15 protein-coding genes are annotated in these 17,639 nt (G+C 66.8%); 8 read left to right on the top strand and 7 right to left on the bottom strand.

Going from position 1 to position 17,639, the window contains the following annotated elements; translation table 11 throughout:
• Nucleotides 1-143: 143 nt before the first annotated feature.
• Nucleotides 144-3,761: an efflux RND transporter permease subunit gene (locus KY497_RS03590; RefSeq protein ID WP_219869839.1), complete on the bottom strand. Its 3,618-nt coding sequence runs from the start codon at nt 3,759-3,761 to the stop codon at nt 144-146.
• 209 nt (nt 3,762-3,970) lie between these two features.
• On the opposite strand from KY497_RS03590, the gene KY497_RS03595 reads away from it, so the two are divergent.
• The 4 genes from KY497_RS03595 (at nt 3,971) to KY497_RS03610 (ending at nt 5,955) form a co-directional block, all read left to right on the top strand.
• Entirely contained in the window at nt 3,971-4,195 is a 225-nt protein-coding gene (locus KY497_RS03595; RefSeq protein WP_219869840.1) for a hypothetical protein, read from the top strand.
• 149 nt (nt 4,196-4,344) lie between these two features.
• Nucleotides 4,345-4,815 carry a hypothetical protein gene (locus KY497_RS03600; RefSeq protein WP_055871379.1) on the top strand — a complete coding sequence of 157 codons (471 nt, stop codon included), beginning with the start codon at nt 4,345-4,347 and terminating at the stop codon, nt 4,813-4,815.
• Nucleotides 4,816-5,223: 408 nt separating this feature from the next.
• Nucleotides 5,224-5,436 (top strand): hypothetical protein, encoded by a 213-nt coding sequence (locus KY497_RS03605; protein ID WP_141385657.1) that lies wholly within the window; start codon nt 5,224-5,226, stop codon nt 5,434-5,436.
• Between the two features lie 60 nt (nt 5,437-5,496).
• Entirely contained in the window at nt 5,497-5,955 is a 459-nt protein-coding gene (locus KY497_RS03610; RefSeq protein ID WP_256934476.1) for an NUDIX hydrolase, read from the top strand.
• Here KY497_RS03610 and KY497_RS03615 read toward each other — a convergent pair.
• Both KY497_RS03615 and KY497_RS03620 read right to left on the bottom strand, forming a co-directional pair.
• A complete protein-coding gene (locus KY497_RS03615; RefSeq protein WP_219869841.1) occupies nt 5,946-6,203 on the bottom strand; it encodes a type II toxin-antitoxin system RelE/ParE family toxin in 258 nt (85 codons plus the stop codon). The genes KY497_RS03610 and KY497_RS03615 overlap by 10 nt on opposite strands.
• The gene (locus KY497_RS03620; RefSeq protein WP_055871358.1) at nt 6,200-6,469 is read right to left on the bottom strand and encodes a type II toxin-antitoxin system Phd/YefM family antitoxin; all 270 of its coding nucleotides are present in this window, start codon (nt 6,467-6,469) and stop codon (nt 6,200-6,202) included. The genes KY497_RS03615 and KY497_RS03620 overlap by 4 nt, the downstream gene beginning before the upstream one ends.
• A 168-nt stretch (nt 6,470-6,637) precedes the next feature.
• Here KY497_RS03620 and KY497_RS03625 point away from each other — a divergent pair, with 168 nt between their 5' ends.
• Nucleotides 6,638-6,799, top strand: a complete 162-nt coding sequence (locus KY497_RS03625; protein ID WP_219869842.1) for a hypothetical protein — start codon at nt 6,638-6,640, stop codon at nt 6,797-6,799.
• Nucleotides 6,800-7,155: 356 nt separating this feature from the next.
• On the opposite strand, the gene KY497_RS03630 is transcribed toward KY497_RS03625, so the two are convergent.
• Entirely contained in the window at nt 7,156-8,508 is a 1,353-nt protein-coding gene (locus tag KY497_RS03630) for a chaplin family protein (protein WP_219869843.1), read from the bottom strand.
• Nucleotides 8,509-8,610: 102 nt separating this feature from the next.
• Complete coding sequence (locus tag KY497_RS03635) at nt 8,611-9,606, bottom strand: hypothetical protein (protein WP_219869844.1); 996 nt, start codon at nt 9,604-9,606, stop codon at nt 8,611-8,613.
• A gap of 559 nt (nt 9,607-10,165) precedes the next feature.
• Here KY497_RS03635 and dnaB point away from each other — a divergent pair.
• Nucleotides 10,166-11,539, top strand: coding sequence for a replicative DNA helicase (gene dnaB / locus KY497_RS03640; protein WP_082524306.1), 1,374 nt, complete (start codon nt 10,166-10,168; stop codon nt 11,537-11,539).
• A 92-nt stretch (nt 11,540-11,631) separates the two neighbouring features.
• A complete protein-coding gene (locus tag KY497_RS03645; protein ID WP_151487463.1) occupies nt 11,632-13,647 on the top strand; it encodes a serine/threonine-protein kinase in 2,016 nt (671 codons plus the stop codon).
• Between the two features lie 776 nt (nt 13,648-14,423).
• On the opposite strand, the gene KY497_RS03650 is transcribed toward KY497_RS03645, so the two are convergent.
• Entirely contained in the window at nt 14,424-14,741 is a 318-nt protein-coding gene (locus KY497_RS03650; protein WP_061683897.1) for a hypothetical protein, read from the bottom strand.
• A gap of 296 nt (nt 14,742-15,037) precedes the next feature.
• Between KY497_RS03650 and KY497_RS03655 the strand changes: the two genes are divergently transcribed.
• Entirely contained in the window at nt 15,038-16,213 is a 1,176-nt protein-coding gene (locus KY497_RS03655) for a hypothetical protein (protein ID WP_258185848.1), read from the top strand.
• On the opposite strand, the gene KY497_RS03660 is transcribed toward KY497_RS03655, so the two are convergent.
• Nucleotides 16,210-17,514 (bottom strand): IS256 family transposase, encoded by a 1,305-nt coding sequence (locus tag KY497_RS03660; protein WP_219869846.1) that lies wholly within the window; start codon nt 17,512-17,514, stop codon nt 16,210-16,212. The two genes, KY497_RS03655 and KY497_RS03660, sit on opposite strands and share 4 nt — an antisense overlap.
• Between the last annotated feature and the right edge of the window lie 125 nt (nt 17,515-17,639).

A 17,639-nucleotide genomic window follows, 5' to 3' on the forward strand; every position in this document is an offset into this window, starting at 1 on the left:
CCCTGCGCCGTGCGGGCCTCAAGCCCGCACGGATGTCGGGAGAATGCACGGAAGTCGGGAGGATCCGGCAGATCCGTACGGGATCCGCGGGAATCTCCCGACATCCGTGCGGCGATCACCGCACCTCAGGGGCGCGCGAGGGGTTACTCCCTGTCGGCCGCCACCTCGAAGATGTCCGTCGTCTCCTCGGCGGAGGCGGCACGGCGTTCCTCACGGCGGGCCCGTCGCTCGGCACGCTTGGCGATCCGGCGATCCCGGCTGCGCTCCACGAGCGTGTACAGGACCGGCACCAGCACCAGGGTGAGCAGCGTCGATGAGACCAGTCCGCCGATCACCACGATCGCCAACGGCTTCGAGATGAACACGCCACCACCGGTCAGGCCGAGCGACATCGGGACCAGCGCGAACACGGTCGCGGCCGCCGTCATCAGGATCGGACGCAGACGCAGACGCGTTCCGTGCTCCACGGCCTCGTCCAGGCTCGCCCCGGCCACCCGGAGGCGGTTCACGAGGTCCATCAGCACGATGGCGTTCGTCACGACGATGCCGATGAGCATCAGCAGTCCGATCAGGGCCGGAAGCCCCATCGGCGTACCGGTGAGGAGGAGCCCGAGGATCGCACCGGTCGCCGCGAACGGGATCGAGATGAGCAGCACGAGCGGGCCGCGGAAGTTGCGGAACGTCGCCACCATCACCAGCAGCACGAGAACGATGGCCCCCAGCATCGCGAGGCCGAGCTGACTGAACGCCTCGTCCTGCTGGGCGGACGCGCCGCCCTGCTCGAACGTGACCCCCGCCGGCAGGTCGGTCTCGGCGATCGCTTCGTCGATCGCCCGGCTGGCCGCCGACAGACCGCCCTTCTCCGGCGTGACCGTCAGGGTGACCTGCCGCTCGCCTTCCGCGCGGGTGATGGTCGGAGCGGTGAGCTCTTCCTCGACCGTCGCGATCGCGGCGAGAGGGATCGCGGTGCCCGTGACCCCGGTGGCCGCCTTCTGCTCCGCCTCGGCGGCTTCGGCCTCGACCTGCTGGGCGGCGGCGTCGGTGCGGCTCTGACGCAGGGCCTTGATCTGTTCGTCCGCCGCCTTGATGCCGGACTGCGCGCCTTCGATCGCGCTCTGCAGCGCCGAGAGCTGCTCGGCGCGCTCCGCCTGCGCCTGGAGCACCGCCTCGTCCTCAGGGCTCAGCGGGTCTGCGGGGACGATCGGCGCCGCCGACAGTTCCGCGAGCTGCTTGTTCAGGGCGCCGATCTGACCCGCGAGCTCGGCCCGCTGCTTCGTGGCCGTGTTGATCTGCGAGTCGAGTTCTTTCTCGGCCTTTGTCTTGGCCTCCTCGGCCTTCGCCTTGGCCTTGGCCTCGAGTGCGTCGGCGGCGGCCTTCTGCGCCTCGGCCGTCTGCTGGGCCGTGACGGGCAGCATGATCTCGCCGAGCTTGTCGGCGGTTCGTGCCGAGCCCGGCGTGCGCACGACGATGTCGCGCTCCCGACCCTCGTACATGAGGGTGCCGACGGTGGTGCCCGAGAGCGCCTCCTGCACGGCCTTCGCGATCGTGGCCCGGTCGAAGCCGAGGCGCGCGGCCAGCGGCTCGTCGACCTTCACGCGCAGCACCGGCTGCTCGCCCGCGAGCTCGCTCTTCACGGAGCGCACCCCGTCGGCGTCGGCAAGCTGCTTCTCCAGCATATCGCTCGCGGTCTGCAGCGCGGCCGGGTCGTTGCCCTGGATGGCCAGGGCGATGCCGTCACCGGCACCTGCGAGGGAGGCGTCCTGCGAAGCGAGCTCGATCGTGCCGCTGTCGGCAAGACCGTCCAGCGCCTTCTGCACCTTCGACTCGACCGCGGCGACGTCGGCTCCGTCCTTCACCCGCAGGTCGTAGGTGATCGACGTCGGGGTGCCGGGTGTGGGGACCGGGATCGAGGTGGTGATGTCATCGATCTCCGCGATCTTCCCGAGCGTCTTCTCGACCGGCTCCGCGGCGGCGACCAGGTCGGCCGTGGCCTCCTTCGGGGGCGTCTGCACGACCTGCAGGCTCGCCTGACCCGATGAGCCCAGGAAGTCGGTCTGGATGAACGGCGTCATACCCAGCGTCGCGACGAGCAGCAGGGCCGAGGCGACCAGGGTGATGACCGGGTGTCGACGGGTCGCGTTCAGGGCCGGCATGAACGTGCGCTGCAGGCGGTCGGGAGCCGTATGGATCTCGTCGAGCTCGGACGGCACCTCGTTCTCGTGGGCGAGCGGTGCGTCGTCCGCCGATCCCTCGGACACTGGCTGAGCCGCTTCGGCAACTGCGGCACGGTGCTTCGGAGCCCTGTTGAGGAACCAGGAGGCGAGCACCGGCACGATGGTGAGCGAGACGACGAGAGAGGCGAGAAGGGCGATCGAGACCGTCACCGCGAACGGCCGGAACAGCTGCCCGGCGATTCCGGAGACGAAGGCGATGGGCAGGAAGACCGCGATGGTGGTGAGCGTCGAGGCGGTGATGGCACCGGCGACCTGGCGCACCGACGCGACGATGCCGTCGATGGTGAGCGGTCCGTCGCCGCGTCGTCTCGAGATGTTCTCGATCACCACGATGGAGTCGTCGACGACACGTCCGATGGCGATCGTGAGCGCGCCGAGGGTCAGGATGTTGAGGGTGTTGCCGCTCCACCACAGGCCCACGAGCGTGATCAGCAGCGACAGCGGGATCGACACGGCAGCGATGACCGTCGAGCGCCACGAGCGCAGGAACGCGAGGATCACGAGCACGGCGAAGAGCAGGCCCAGCCCGCCCTCGACGGAGAGGTCGTGGATCGACTGCTCGATGTAGGGCGCCTGGTCGAAGATCGTCACGAACTCGGCCTTGACGATCGGGGCGAGCCGGTCGAGCTCGGCGTTCACGCCGTGCGAGATGTCGACCACGTTGGCTCCCTGCGACGGGATGATCTGGAGCGTGAGCGACGGGTTGCCGTTGACCCGCGAGATGGTCTGCGCCGGCACCGTCTCGATCGAGACGTCGGCGAATTCGGCGACCGTGACGGCTCCCTCGGGCGTGGGTACAGGAAGGGCCTGGATGTCTTCGAGAGTGGCGAGTCGCGACCCCACGGTGATCGACAGAGGCCCCTCGGCGGAATCCGCCTGCCCTGCCGGAAGCGCGGCGCCGTGCGCCTCGAGGATCGGGCCGAGCGTCGAGGGCTCGACCTTGAGCCGTGTGACATCCGCGGGGCGGAGATCGATCGTGATGCGCTGCGTCTCCTGGCCCGCGAGCTCGACGGCGCGCACACCCGGTACGCCCTTGAGCGCCGGGACGACGGTCTGCTGCAGAGCATCGCCGAACTTCTCCTGGTCGCCGCTGGTGCCCGCGCTGAGGACCATCGCGGGCAGATCACCGGCACCGCCCGACGCCACCTGGACCTCTGTGCCCGAGGGGAAGCTCGGCTTCAACGACTCGGTCGCACTGCGGATCGTGCGCAGGGTCTCCTCGTCGTTCTCCCCGAACGACCACTCGACGAGGATCTGCGCACCCCCGCTGGATGTGGTGGACGTGACGCTCGTCACGCCGGGCACGGCGCGGACGGCCTGCTCGACGGGCTCGGTCACGCTGCTCGCCATCTCTTCGGGCGCGAGACCCTGCGACTGCGCCGAGATGAACGCCATGGGCGCCTGCAGCGACGGCATCAGCTCCTGCTTGAGCGAGCCCATCGAGATCAGGCCGAGAGCGACGATCGCCAGTGTCGCGAGCGACAGGATCAGGCGGTTCTTGAGACTGCTGCGTGTGAGGAACGACATGGAGCGATGAGGTGCTTTCGGCTGGGTCGCAGCGGCGGGCGAAGTGGCACGCGCGCGACGCGGAAGCCGCCTGTGATCACTCGACCCACGTCGCCCCGTGCCGAATCCTGTGGGTCCGGCTCAGCGCGACGAGAGGCGACTGAGCTCCGGCGACACGATCGACGATTCGAGCCTGCCGGATCGCGCGCGCCGGGGCATCCTCCCGCAGGGTGATCCTCGTCCCCCCGCGGGAGGACTCGGGCGCCCTGGGCGCATGGGAGGCGGCCGTGTGCGGAACCGCTGCGGCCACTCTCGCCGCCGCAGCGCTCGCCGCCGCAGCGCTCGCCGCCGCAGCGCTCGACTCGGCAGCGCTCGACTCGGCCATGACTGCTCCGTTCGCGGTCGATTCGGCCTCGAACGGCCTTGCTGTGCACGATCTGACCCAAAAGTCGTAGTCCGAGGCGCGGAAAGACTGGCCGAAAGTTCTCAGGGTTTCGGCGTAATGACTGGGCCCTCACCTTCGTCTCTTCACTGTGAGGGTTGTCCGGCCGAAAGGGGGCCGGGCTTTGCGAGGGGTGAGGGAATCGTGAGTGGTCGAAGTCGAGTGGATCGACTCTTCGAAGAGTTGGAGGTCGAGTGCGGCACGAGTGTGCAGTGCATCCTGGAACGGGCGTCCGCCCTGCTGAGGCTGGACATCGAGGTCGAGGTGCTGAACGAGGAGGAATGGAACGCGGTCCCGCGCTTCGTTCTCCTCGACGGTGACCGGGCGAGGATCCCGGTACGCCGGGCCGATCCTCAGTGGTTCCGCCTGCACGTGGTGATCCACGAGCTCGCGCATCTGCTGTGCGGACATGCGCGTTGCGAGAGCCTGCCCATGACTTTCGACCAGCTTCGAAAGCCCGCGCAGGCCTGTGTTCTGGCGGGAGTGGGCGGGGGTGCCGGATCCGCCGCGTTCGCCGATTCTCCGCAGGAGGCGGATCAGCAGGCGGATCAGGAGGCCGAGGCGGAAGCACTCGCGCACCGACTGGGCTCATTCGTCGTGGTCCCGCAGTTCGCCTCCGCCGAGGCCGGCTGAGGCTGCGGCCATACGGTTCCGATCAGCGTGCGAGTGCGTGCTCCGCGTCGAACACGATCAGCGGGCGGTCGCTGCCAGGGCGTGACAGCACCTCGGCGTCGACGCGCCAAACGCGGGCGATGAGCTCGCGCGTCAGCACGCTGCGCCCGGATGTCGAGATGGTTCGTCGGTTCGCCGCACAGCAGCAAGGTCGGCCTCTGGGCCAGGGCCCGCCGCCGACCGCGTCATCGGCCCGATCGCCTGGACCATCTACGCGACGCCGTCGATCGCGTATCAGTACGTACTTCGGGGCGGATGGAGAGGGAGCCTTCGATGGTTTGGTGATGCGTGGCCCACAACCCATCCTTAGCGTTCGCTTCTGACATGGCCTCTGTTGCATCGGGAAGCCGTGAAGTAGCGTCGCTAATCATGGAGCGCTATGGAAAATGGAATCTGCTGGGGGCGGCCGCTTTCTTGAGCGTTGGCATCTTCTCGCTCGTCAAGGGTGTGGGACCGGAGTGGTACTCGTACGTCACTGTGGTCGTCGCGTTCCTCGCATCTGCGGCGTGGATTTTTCGCTTTGTCTATGAGGTGCGCAAGAGCAAGACTGAGGAGTCTTCAGATCCTGCCTCCAGCACCTAAACCCACTGGACGGACGGTGCGTGATTTGGTCGTCGTATTCAGGGGATCGCCGTGGCGATCATGGTAGAGCCTGCTCCGTCAATCGATCGAAGTCATATCCGCGTCAAGGCGATGCTCGTCGCGCCGAACGTGCAAGGGACCGCGCATGCGGTCAGCGTCAATGCCGCGACCGCGGAGAATCCGGGCGGATATCACCGCCTCATCGGCGGCAGCGTCGAGGTCGGCGAGACCCACATCGATGCGGTCCGGCGCGAGGTGCGCGAGGAGCTGTCGGCGACGATCCAGGACCTGAGCTACCTCGGGGTGGTGGAGAACATCTTCCACCTGGACGGGGACGTCGGACACGAGATCGTCTTCGTGTACACCGGACGCCTCGATCCGGAACCCGCAGCGGAGGGCGCGACGCTCACGGAGAGCGACGGGGCGGTGGTTCCCGTCGTCTGGCGCAGCTTCGACGACGCCGCTGAGGTGCTGCCCCTCTATCCCGCCGGGGTCATGGGGCTCTTCGCTCAGCGGTAGATCTCGCGGCGATGCCCTGCGGCGAGAACGAGCACGACCAGACGATCGTCCTCGATGTCGTAGATCACCCGATAGTCGCCCACGCGGACGCGCCACGCGCCATCGCTGTTGGCGAGCATCTTCGCCGCGGGCGGTCGTGGTTCTTCGGACAGGAGTTCGATCGCCGCCTGCGCGCGACGTCGGGCCTGCGGATCCAGCTTTCGCAACTGCCGCTGTGCCGGCGCAGCGATGTCGATCCGATAGCTCACACGAGCCCCAGTTCCGCCTTCACTTCCTCCCACGGCACGGGGAGCGATTCGGTTTCCGCAGCTTCGCGGCGTGCTGCCACGGCGGCGGCAGCGTCCTCGGCGTCCTCGGCGATCTCGCGAAGTCGATCGAATTCATCCGCGTCGACGATGGCCACGACGCGACGCCCACGGCGGGACAGGAAAACGGGCTCGTGCGTGAGGTGGGCACGATCGACGAGCGCGCCGAGTTGACGCTTGGCATCGGAGACGGGCAACACATCAGTCATGGGCTAATGGTACCAAACGATCAAATCGATCGTTTGGTAGCTCGGCCTCAAGGAGAAGTCGCGCCGGAAGATCCTGCTCGCCGCGATGCAGGGCCGCCCCGCCGACCTCGCCGAGGCGACGACCTCGCGCTTCGCATCCAGTTCGTTCTTCCTGTGGAGGGCCGCATCGTGAGCCGGTACATGATGAACAAGTTCATCCGCGCCGTCGAGATGAGCACCGCGAACGTGAATGCCTACGTCGCCGACACCGAGGGTTCCGGATGGCGGGAACTCGTGGAGCGCTACCGCGCCGCGATCATCCCGCACGGCGAGGTCGACGACATCCACTGATCCTGCCTCACCGCGTGCACCGGGTGCCCCCGATTCCCGGCGCGGGTTCGCGGGACCAGCTGCGCACCGGTTTCGCGGGACGTCTGTCGGGAGGATCCGGCCGCGCGCGGTTCGGGCGGGCACTTACTCCCTGCATCCGTCCGAACTCCCGACAGGCGGACCGCCGGGTGCTTCCGCGCGGGCGCGACGGATGCCCCGTGGGTGGGGCTTCCACGGGGCATCCGCCCGATCTGCGCCGGCGTCGCACGACGGGGTGAGCGGGGGCTACGACCTCGTCGATGTGTGGGGTGGACGCAGCGGCGCACCGGCGGTGCGGGTCTCCTCCCCCGAGGACGGCCGCACCACCGGCGTCATCGCTAAGCCGTCAGGCGACGTCGCAGGAGTCCCGCACCTCCGAGGAGGAGCAGGACGGCGGCGAGTGCGACCAGTCCGACCGACGACGTGCCGCCGGTCATCGCGAGTCCCGAAGCCTGACCGGTCGTCGCCGCGCCAGAGGCGAAGGCGGCTGCGGTCGTGCGGACAGGGGTCGTGCCGGGGTCGGTCCCCGGGTTCGTGCCCGGGTTCGTTCCCGGGTTCGTGCCGGGGTCGGTCCCCGGGTTCGTCCCGGTGCCGGGGTCGGTCACCGTCGCCTCGCCGACCACGGAGATGGCGTTGCCGCCCAGCGTGATCGGAAGGCTGATCGGCAGCGCCAGCTGGGTGCCGCCGAGGATGCCGTCAGCTCCCGTGGTGGTGCTGCCTCCGGTCGCGGGTGCGGTCGGAGCGGGGGAGGCACCGGTGCCGGTGCGGGTGACGGTGGCGTCGTCGAGCAGCGAGATCGCGTTGCCGGTCACGCCGATGGGGGCGGTGACGGGCGCGGTGATCTGGGTGCCGCCGAGGACGCTGTCGGTGCCGGTGGTGGTGTTGCCGCCGGTGGCCGGGGTGACCGCTGCGGGGGTGGTGGTGCCGCCGGTGCGAGTGACGGTGGCGTCGTCGATCAGCGAGATCGCGTTGCCCGACACCGTGATCGGTGCCGTGATGGGCGCCGTGACCTGCGTTCCACTGCCGATGCCGTCGTCGCCGGACGTCGTGGCGTCCACCGGGGCGGAGGATGCCGGTGCTGCGGCACCCTGCCCGGTCGGCGCGGTGCTCTCGCTGTCACCGAGCAGCGACACGGCGTTGCCGGTGACGGTGATCGGTGCGTTGACCGCGAGGAGCGCCTGGGTGCCCGAGAGCACTCCGTCCAGGCCGTTCGTGGTCACCAGAGGCGCCTCGGCCGGGGTCCCGGCCTGGGGAGCCGGGCTCTGGGGCGTCGCGGCCGGGGCGGCGGTCGTCGACGTGTCGAGCACGCTCACCGCGTTGTTCGCCACGGTGACCGGGAGGTTGACGGTGACAGCCGCCTGGGTGCCGGATGCCGTACCCGAAGCGCCGCTGGTCTCGACGGCGACAGGCGCCGGGGCCGGAGCGGGTGCGGGAGCCGGTGCTGCGGCGGGCGCCGGAGCCGGAGCCGGTGCCGGAGCTGCGGCGGGGGCCGTGGACACGGCGTCGCCCAGCACCGAGATCGCGTTGTTCACGACCGAGATCGGTGCGGTGATCGCCGTCTCCACCTGTGTGCCGGAGAGAAGTCCGTCGTCCCCGGTCGTCTCGGCCGCGTTCGCGGCCGTCGCGCCGAGAAGCGTGACGCCTCCGGCGATGAGCGCGCCCCAGAGGGCCCGCTTGATGAATGTACGCATGGTCTTTCTCCTGACTGGATCGTTCGTCTGAAGGGTGCGCGCGATCAGAGTGCGCGCGCAGCACTGCTTCTGTCGTTCCCGGAGGAACGACGTGACGAACCGTCAGTCAGGAGAGACGTCGGTGTCGGCGACCGGCGACGAAGGAAGCTCGTCGTCGGAGGCCCCGGATGTCCGCTCACCAGCACGGAGCGGAGAAGAGTTCGCGTCGCTGAGGCGCGCGGGAGAGGCGCCGCTTCCGCCGCCGGGACCGGCGGAGGACGACGCGGGAACAGTGCTTCCCGGCGGGCTCGACGGCGGCGGGTCGGTAGGCGCACGAGTGGTGTCGTCGCCGGCGCCCGTGGCGCCGTTCGCGGCGGGGAGCGCGCTCGGATGCGACGATCCGGCCGGGGGAAGAGCCGTCGACGTGGCCGGGGGCATCGTCGCGATGTCCTCCGCGATGATCACGGTCGGGGTCGTCGTCACCGCAGGCGCGGTGATGCTCTCCGGCCCCTCGCCGGGTTCGGGCGAGGTCGGGTCGAGGGCTTCGAGCACGGGAGGAATGGTCTCATTCGTGACGTTCCCGAGAAGTGCGGTGGTGTCATCGACCACGCCGACCACGTCGCCCACCGCGGAGATCAGGCCGAGGTCGGAGGCGAGCCCACCGACCACCGGGATGCCGGAGACCGTGTCGAGAATCGGATCGGTGATCTGGGAGACCGGTGCGCCGGTCAGCACGTCGGTGACCGGCGCGACGACCGCCGTCGTGGTCTCCGTCACGGCATGGACCACGGGAGCGACCGCCGGCCCGACGACCGGAGCGTCCACGACCGGCGCGGTCACGGTGGCGACGACGGCCGGCACGGCCTGCTGCACGGGGGCGACCACCTGTGTGACCACGGGAGCGACGACCTCTGTGACGATGGGTGCCACGGGGGCCGTGACGGCCGACACCGTGTTGCTGACCAGAGAGGTGAGCCCGTCGAGCGGTCCGTCTTCCTGGTCGTCCGCGTGCGCGGATCCGCCCGAGAGGAGGACGGTGAGCGTCGCCCAGGCGAGCACGCCGATGCCACCCCAGAAGACGACGGCAGGTGTGCCGCGTCGGGTGGCCCGAACGTCCACGTCAACCTCCCCCTCAGAAGGTGATCTCGTGTGCCTCCCCCTCAGAAAGCCACGAATCTCGACGGAGCTGCGTCGATTGGAGGCGACGATACTCGCGGCCGCACGATCTGTCTAGGGGGTTCTCCGCGCGTTTCCGGGGATGTCGGGGTGTGACGCGCCCGGAGAAATCTCGGCTTGACTTTCCCCAGGTTCTACACATCCCATCCCCGAAGAGGGCAACCTTCAACACCCGATTTAAACTGATTTTCATCCACAGGCTGGGGAAAGGGTAAACGCCAGATCAGGGCAGATAAAAAAGTTTGCTTTCCCACTCCTCCACGGGGTTATCCACACCCGTTGTGCACAGACACTCCGACTTTGTCCGCACGCTTTCCACATGGTTATCCACAGGCCGTGTTGCATGTGGAAAGAGTCGCTCGTAGCGTGGGCGAGCGACCGAATGTCGGAGGCACCTGTTTTGCTGTTCAGGGTGGCGTGAGGGCCGAGATCCATACAGGCCCCGCCGTCGAGGCGTCTCCTCGGAACATCGCATCGGAAACGTCGCATCGAAGGGAAGACTGTGTCGATCGCTGACATCTCAGAGGAGCGCATGGGCGCGAAGCGCGCGCCCGAGCGCACGCCTCCCCACGACCTCCTCGCCGAGCAGAGCGCGCTGGGCGGAATGCTCCTGTCGAAGGATGCGGTCGCCGATGTGATCGAGACGCTCAAGGGCGCCGACTTCTACATCCCCAAGCACGAGCTGATCTTCGAGGCCATCCTCTCGCTGTACTCGCACGGCGAGCCCACCGACGTGGTCGCTGTCACCGATGAGCTCATCAAGACGGGCGAGCTCGGCCGCGCCGGCGGTGCCGACTACCTGCACACCCTGACCTCGATCGTGCCCACGGCCGCGAACGCCGGCTACTACGCCGGCATCGTCTCGGAGCGCGCGATCCTGCGCCGGCTCGTCGACGCCGGCACCCGCATCGTGCAGCTCGGCTATGCCGGTGAGGGCGACGCGACCGACATCGTCAATAACGCCCAGGCCGAGATCTACTCGATCACCGGATCCGAGACCGCCGAAGACTACGTCCCCCTGCAGATCGCCGTCGATGCCGCCCTCGAGGAGATCGAGGCCGCCAGCGGTCGCGACGGATCCATGACCGGCGTTCCGACCGGCTTCAAGGAGCTCGACGAGCTCACGAACGGCCTGCACGGCGGTCAGATGATCGTCGTCGCCGCTCGACCCGCCATGGGTAAGTCCACGCTCGCGCTCGACTTCGCCCGCTCGGCATCCATCGGCCACAACCTCCCCTCTGTCTTCTTCTCGCTCGAGATGGGCAAGAGCGAGATCGCGATGCGTCTGCTCAGCGCCGAGGGTGCGATCCCTCTGCAGAACATGCGAAAGGGAAACCTTGACCCGCGCGACTGGACCACCGTCGCCGCGACCCGAGGCCGCATCAACGACGCCCCGCTCTACATCGACGACAGCCCGAACATGACGCTCGTCGAGATCCGTGCCAAGTGCCGTCGACTCAAGCAGCGCGAGGGCCTGCGCATGGTCATCATCGACTACCTGCAGCTCATGACATCGGGCAAGCGCGTCGAGTCGCGTCAGCAGGAGGTCTCGGAGTTCTCGCGAAGCCTCAAGCTCATCGCCAAGGAGCTGCAGGTTCCGGTCATCGCCCTCTCGCAACTGAACCGTGGTCCCGAGCAGCGCACCGACAAGAAGCCCGCGATCAGCGACCTGCGAGAGTCCGGCTCGATCGAGCAGGACGCCGACATGGTCATCCTGCTGCACCGCGACTCGGTCTACGACAAGGACGTGCGTCCGGGCGAGGCCGACCTCATCGTGGCCAAGCACCGTAACGGACCTACCGCGACGATCACTGTCGCGTTCCAGGGACACTACTCGCGCTTCATGGACATGGCCCCCGGCGGCGACTTCAACTGAAGGTTCTCGGTGAGAGTTGCGAATTCCACGACGGTTTTCAAACGACTTGCAAATTTGAAAACTCATCCCCTCGGACGATGTAAGGAAAGAACTTGCCAGCCGATCGCACGCTGCTCGAACGAGTCGCCATTTCCCTCTTTCCCCTCGCGGATGAGGTAGCCCACCTCGGCACGGGCGGATTCGCCTGCACCTTCAGAATCCGAGAGGGTGACCGGCAAACAGCCCTCAAGATCATCGATCCGGGGCTCTCCGAGCGTGAGCGTGTCGACAGAGAACTCAATGCTCTGCAACGAGTTACGAACGACGGAGTCGTGCAATTCCTCGCTCATGGCGTTCACAAGTTCGAGGGAGTCGACTACTGCTGGATTCGGATGGAGTTCATCGAGGGTAGGTCTCTTGGGGCCGAGCTCGGGGCCGGAGTGGTCTTCACTCCGCTCGAAGCGCTCGACTTGATAAGCCGGCTAACCGATGCGGCCGCGTCGATCTGGGCCCAAGGCACAGCGCATCGAGACCTGAGCCCGAACAACATCATCCTCGACGCTGACGGCAGGCCGGTCATCGTCGACTTGGGGTTGGCTCGTCACGTAGACGATGAGTCTTACACCGCGTTGCCGACCCCCGGAACGCCGGGATGGATGAGCCCTGAGCAGGTTGGCTCGTCCCCCGTCCACGGCGACTGGCGTAGTGATCAGTTCGTCATCGGCGCGCTTGCCTACCGACTCCTGACCAACGTGCAGCCCTTCTACGCACTCAGCCTCATCGATCGATGGCGCGCGCCCGCAGTGCAGACACCTCAACCAATACGAGCCATCGACCCGGAGATTCCCTCGGCCGTCGCGGATGTCGTCGAGAGGATGCTGCACAAGCAGCCGCACAGGCGATATCTCAAAGTCAGCGAGCTTCTGACAGACCTCACACTCGCGATTTCGTCGATGCAGTCGGCGTCGACCATCGAGACCAGCCCCCAGCGCTTCCTGCTGAACATCGGGCAGGTCAAGAACTACGCCGAAAACGGCTTTCTCTCCGCGCTCCGACCGCACGGAGTGGTCATCGATATCCGCGCAGGTTCACGAGTCCGTGAGTTCGTTGACGCTGCACATGACGTCGGAGCTGAGGCGATCGTGGATCCGGTCACTCACTACGTCCGGAGTCCCCTCGCCGTTCGACCGGCAGGCTTCCGAAAGCTCCCGTACGGTTCGGCGCCCGTACTAACCGGGTTCTCAGATGAGACCTCGCGTCGAGAGTTTTGCACCAACGTGCTCGACTCCGTGACGGCCGACGAACCTGACGCGATCGTCTCGCCATATTTCTACGCGGCCGAGAACGAGCAGAGCTGGCTCACCGAATCCGTGGCCTGCGCAGGACTGACGGAGGCGCTCCTTACTCAGCGCGGGCAGGTGACCTCGATGTGGCTTGGTGTCGCCGTGCACTCCAGCTGGCTCGCCAATGAGAGGCAGCGCGATCTCCTACTGACGGCCCTCACGGCTCGGCAGTGGCGAGGCGTCCACCTGTTGCTGAGTACTACACAGGCGCCGTTCGGACCGCTCGGCGATGTCGACACGCTGCGTGGCCTTCGCGATCTCATCGCCGTACTCCGGGAAGCCGGAACGCCGGTGATCGTCGGACGACGAGCGAGTAGCGGACTGTTGCTCCTTGCTCTCGGAGCGGAAGGATGGTCCACCGGCGTCTCGGGGAACCTGATGAACATGACACCGCATCCCGAGGATGAGACGTCGGGTGGGCGATCTCTTGACCGCATCTACATACCGGGGCTCGTGAATCTGGTGTCAATCGAGGCGTACCTGCTCATGCGTGCTCGTCGGCCCGAATACGTGGAGCTGGGGACGCCGCAGGCTGCGGCACTCCTCGACGGCAATCCCAGCTTGGATGACCTCAGTACCGAGGAACGCATCCTCCTCCTGCAGCACAACCTCATCGCACAGTCGCGCCAGGTTTCCGAACTGGCGACCCTCCCCGCCGGACAGAGGATCGCTCGCCTTCGAACCTGGGTCGACGTTGCCACGGAGCGATATCGCGAACTGCCTCCGACTCGGCTCCCGAGTGAAGGCCCGGCCTTCCTCGAAGGCTGGGCGGAAGTCCTGGCTTAGTTAGACGGCGAGGCTAGGAGCCTGCGACCCGCCCAGCCGGGAGCTATCCATACTCGCCTCGAGCACACGCTCACTCGCGATGCGGCGTCTCGCCGGCGTCGATGTCGACTGGGTGGGTGCGTCGACGAGAATCTCGACCGTGTTCGACCCCACGGCGAGTAGCCCGACGCCAGCCTGACGAGCGGCGCCGAGGGCTTCTGTCCGCACACGTTCGCGCGGAAGCGCGAGGTAGCTGCGATCCGCAAACGTTCGATACGCGGTCGCTTGAGCAATGCCGCGGCGCGCGTCTCGGAGCTTCAACTCGACGGCAATGAGCTCGTCAAACGGGTCCTTCGGTCGCACCCTCGTACGGTATCGAGACCCGGCGAGAACGAGCAGACCCTGATCGATAAGCGGATCTATTGCTTCTCGCCTCAGAGACGACAGACCGCGGGGTGCCCACTCTCGCAAGTCATCGAGCGTCCTGAAAGAGGTGCAGAAGTCCAGCACCGCGAGCTGGATGGACTTCGCGACTGGGCGCGCTTGGCGACGTCGGTTTCTTAGCCGAGCCTCGTCTCCGAGGCCCGCGACGAGGTCCGCGACACCGTAGCCCACCGTCACCTCGTGACCAACGCAGCTTCCGCCAACCCTCTCCAGCCAACGCGCAACGGGAGCAGCCATGTCGACTTCGCGAACGAACAATGTGAACTCCCTCCTGGGCTAGCGGCCACTCTAGCGGGCGTAAGGTATCGCCTTCAGCAGGCCGACACTACTCGCGCCCTCCGACGCGCCCGGCCTCAAGCAGCCGGCGAGGAGGCAGTAGGCCCTTCGGCCGCAACACGCCGAGCGAGGTCCCAGTACGGACTCTCGATCCGGCGAAAAAGCAGCGTGCGTTCACCGGGGACGCGGCCAATCTGCTCGATCACCTGCCCCTTCTTGAGGCGACCGAGCAGTGGATGCACGAGCGTCGGGTCCACGCCGGTCGCCGAAACGATCTGGGGCGCGGAGAACACGTCGTCATCGTGGTTCGCAATGAACAGCATGACGGAGAGCATGTGGCTGTTGCCGAACATCGCTTTCGAGTGTTCGGGTGCAAGATCAGTCAGCAGCACCACGTTTCGAGTCTCCCACGTCGCAGCGATCGGCGACCCTGCAACTGCTTGGCGTGAATGTGACCTTCACAAATATAAGGCCTCGCCGCCTTCGATATATGAGACACATGTAGGTTCCGGTTGGACTTGTCCGTTTCGCAGACGAAATGTCCACGCGGTGTCCATCTGGACATTTCGGGCCGGCAAACTCACTCCGCTGGCGCGCAGAGCCGTCGTGTTTGGATGGGGGCATGAGGCGGTGGATTGAGCGAGTGACCGGGGCGCCCGGTTCCACGTCCTTTCGGCGCTTCCGTCGCATCGTGTCTGCAGCGAACGAGCGCGGGCAGTGGGCCGGCGATCTCGATGACGCCGACTTGTCACGCGCCGCCCGCGCAGCACTGATCTCGCCAGGTCGCAGTGCGGTAGTCGAGCCGACCGCCGACCTGTTGGCTGTGCTGCGCACGGCCGCGCGGCGCACGCTCGGGGAAGAGCCGTTCGATGAGCAACTGCTGGCGGCATGCGCGCTGGCAGCGGGGAACGCGGTAGAGATGGACACCGGTGAGGGGAAGACTCTTGCCGGTGCTCTCGCTGCGGCCGCTTTCGCGGTCGCCGGTCGGCGCGTACATGTGCTGTCGGTGAACGACTATCTCGCGGAGCGGGATGCCGCGTGGATGCGTCCCCTCTTCGATTCGCTCGACATCCGTGTCGGCTGGGTCGGTCAACACACGCCGCTGATGACGCGGGCTGAGATGTATAGGTTGGACGTCGTCTACGCGCCGGTCAGCGAGGTCGGATACGACGTGCTCCGCGACCGGTTCGCGACAACCGAAGCAGACCGCGTGAGCCCGGTGCTCGATGTCGCGATCGTCGACGAGGCCGACGCGGTACTGATCGACGAAGCGGTGTCGCCCCTCGTCCTCGCCGGAACGTCCACAGACAGCCCGGAAGACTTCACGCTGGCGGACGCCCTCGTGCAAGAGCTTGACCCCGGACTGCACTACGCGATCGACGCCGACCATGCCACCGTCTCGCTCACCGACGCCGGCCTCGACCTCCTCGAGAACCGACTCGGCGGTGTGAACCTCTACGACACCGCACACACAGCGACGCTCACACGCCTCAACCTCGCCCTCCACGCTCACGTTCTCGTGCACCGAGACGTCGACTACCTGGTCGTCGACGACGCGATCAAGCTCATCAACACCGCAAGAGGCCGTGTCGCGCACCAGCAACGGTGGCCAGACGGGCTGCACGCGGCAGTCGAGGCCAAAGAGCAGCTCACTGTCTCGTCGCCCGGGATCGTCCTCGACACCCTCACGGTGCAGGATCTGCTGCGTCGCTATATGACCCTGTCGGGCATGAGCGGAACCATGGTCGCAGTGGCCGAGGAACTGGCCGAGTTCTACTCGCTCCGCTCTGGTCGGATCGAACGACGGCTACCGAACCAGCGGACAGATGGGTCTGTCCGTTCCTTTGTGTATGGGGCTTCGGCTTAGTTGATTCCTAGGCGGTCGCCGTAGGTGATGGACAGGGTATTCAGGATAGCTTTCCAGCCGGCGATCTGCCCGGTCGGGTTCGTGCGATTCGGGCGCCGCTCGAGCACCGTCAGGTAGAGCACCTTCATCGCCGCCTGCTCGTTGGGGAAGTGCCCGCGGCGTCTCGTGGCCTGCCGGAACCTGGCATTGAGCGACTCGATCCCATTGGTCGTATAGATGAGGCGTCTGATCTCCGGCGGGAACTTCAGGAACGGCACGAACTCGCCCCACGCGTTCTCCCACATCTGGATCATCGCCGGATACAGGCTCCGCCATTGCTCGGCGAACTCCGCGAATCTCGCCTCGGCCGCTGCGATGGTCGGAGCGGTATAGACCTCGCGGAGCTGCCTGGTGATCTTGGACCAGTACTTCTTCGACGCGTATCGAAGTGAGTTCCGCACGAGATGCACGACACACTGCTGCACCGTTGCGAGGGGCCAGATCGCGGTGATCGCATCGGGGAGGCCTTTGAGTCCGTCGCAGCAGACGATGCAGACATCGGCGACACCACGGTTGCGCAGCTCCGTGAGCATGTTCATCCACTGCTTCGCGCCCTCCCCGCCGGTCGGTCCCATCCACAACCCGAGAACGTCACGGTGACCCTCGAGATCGATGCCGACAGCGACGTAGACAGGCCGGTTGGCGACCTGCCCGTCGCGGACCTTGATCACGAGCGCGTCGATCAGAACCACGGGATAGACGACGTCCAGCGGACGGGCTTGCCATTCCTGCATGTCGCCGAGCACCTTGTCGGTCACCGTCGACACCAGATCACGAGAGACGTCTGATCCGTAGAGATCGGAGAGGTGCTTGGCGATATCGCCGGTGGTCATGCCCTTCGCATACAGCGAGATCACCGCCTCGTCGAACCCCGCGATCCGGCGCTGATGCTTGGGCACCACCACCGGCGCGAACGTGCCCGCCCGGTCCCTCGGGACCTGGATCGTGAGATCGCCGATCTCGGTCCGCACCGTCTTCGGCGTGGATCCGTTCCGACTGTTCGGCGTCTGCTTCCCGACCCGGTCGCCCGGGTCGTAGCCGAGGTGCTCGGTCAGCTCCGCCTCCAACGCGGACTGCAGTACCTGCCGGGTCAGCCCCGTCAGCAGCCCGTCCGGGCCAGTCAGCTCGATCCCTTGACCACGAGCGGCGGCCACGAGTTGCTCCGCGACCGCGGTGATATTCGGCGGCGCAGGAAGGACCTCCCCGGTTCGCAGATCGACGGTCTCGGATTGCTCAGTTGTTGTCTTCAATTCAGTGCTCATGACGTGATTCATCTTCCCGTCCGACCGAAGCCGAACCGATCACGCCGAACCCCTCACACACAAACTTTCCGACAGACCCGGACAGATCTGCCGCAGCGTGTCTTCCTCGACGAGGACTCCCGCGT

Origin of the sequence: Microbacterium sp. PAMC22086 (assembly GCF_019443525.1) — a bacterium.
GTDB lineage: Bacteria > Actinomycetota > Actinomycetes > Actinomycetales > Microbacteriaceae > Microbacterium > Microbacterium maritypicum.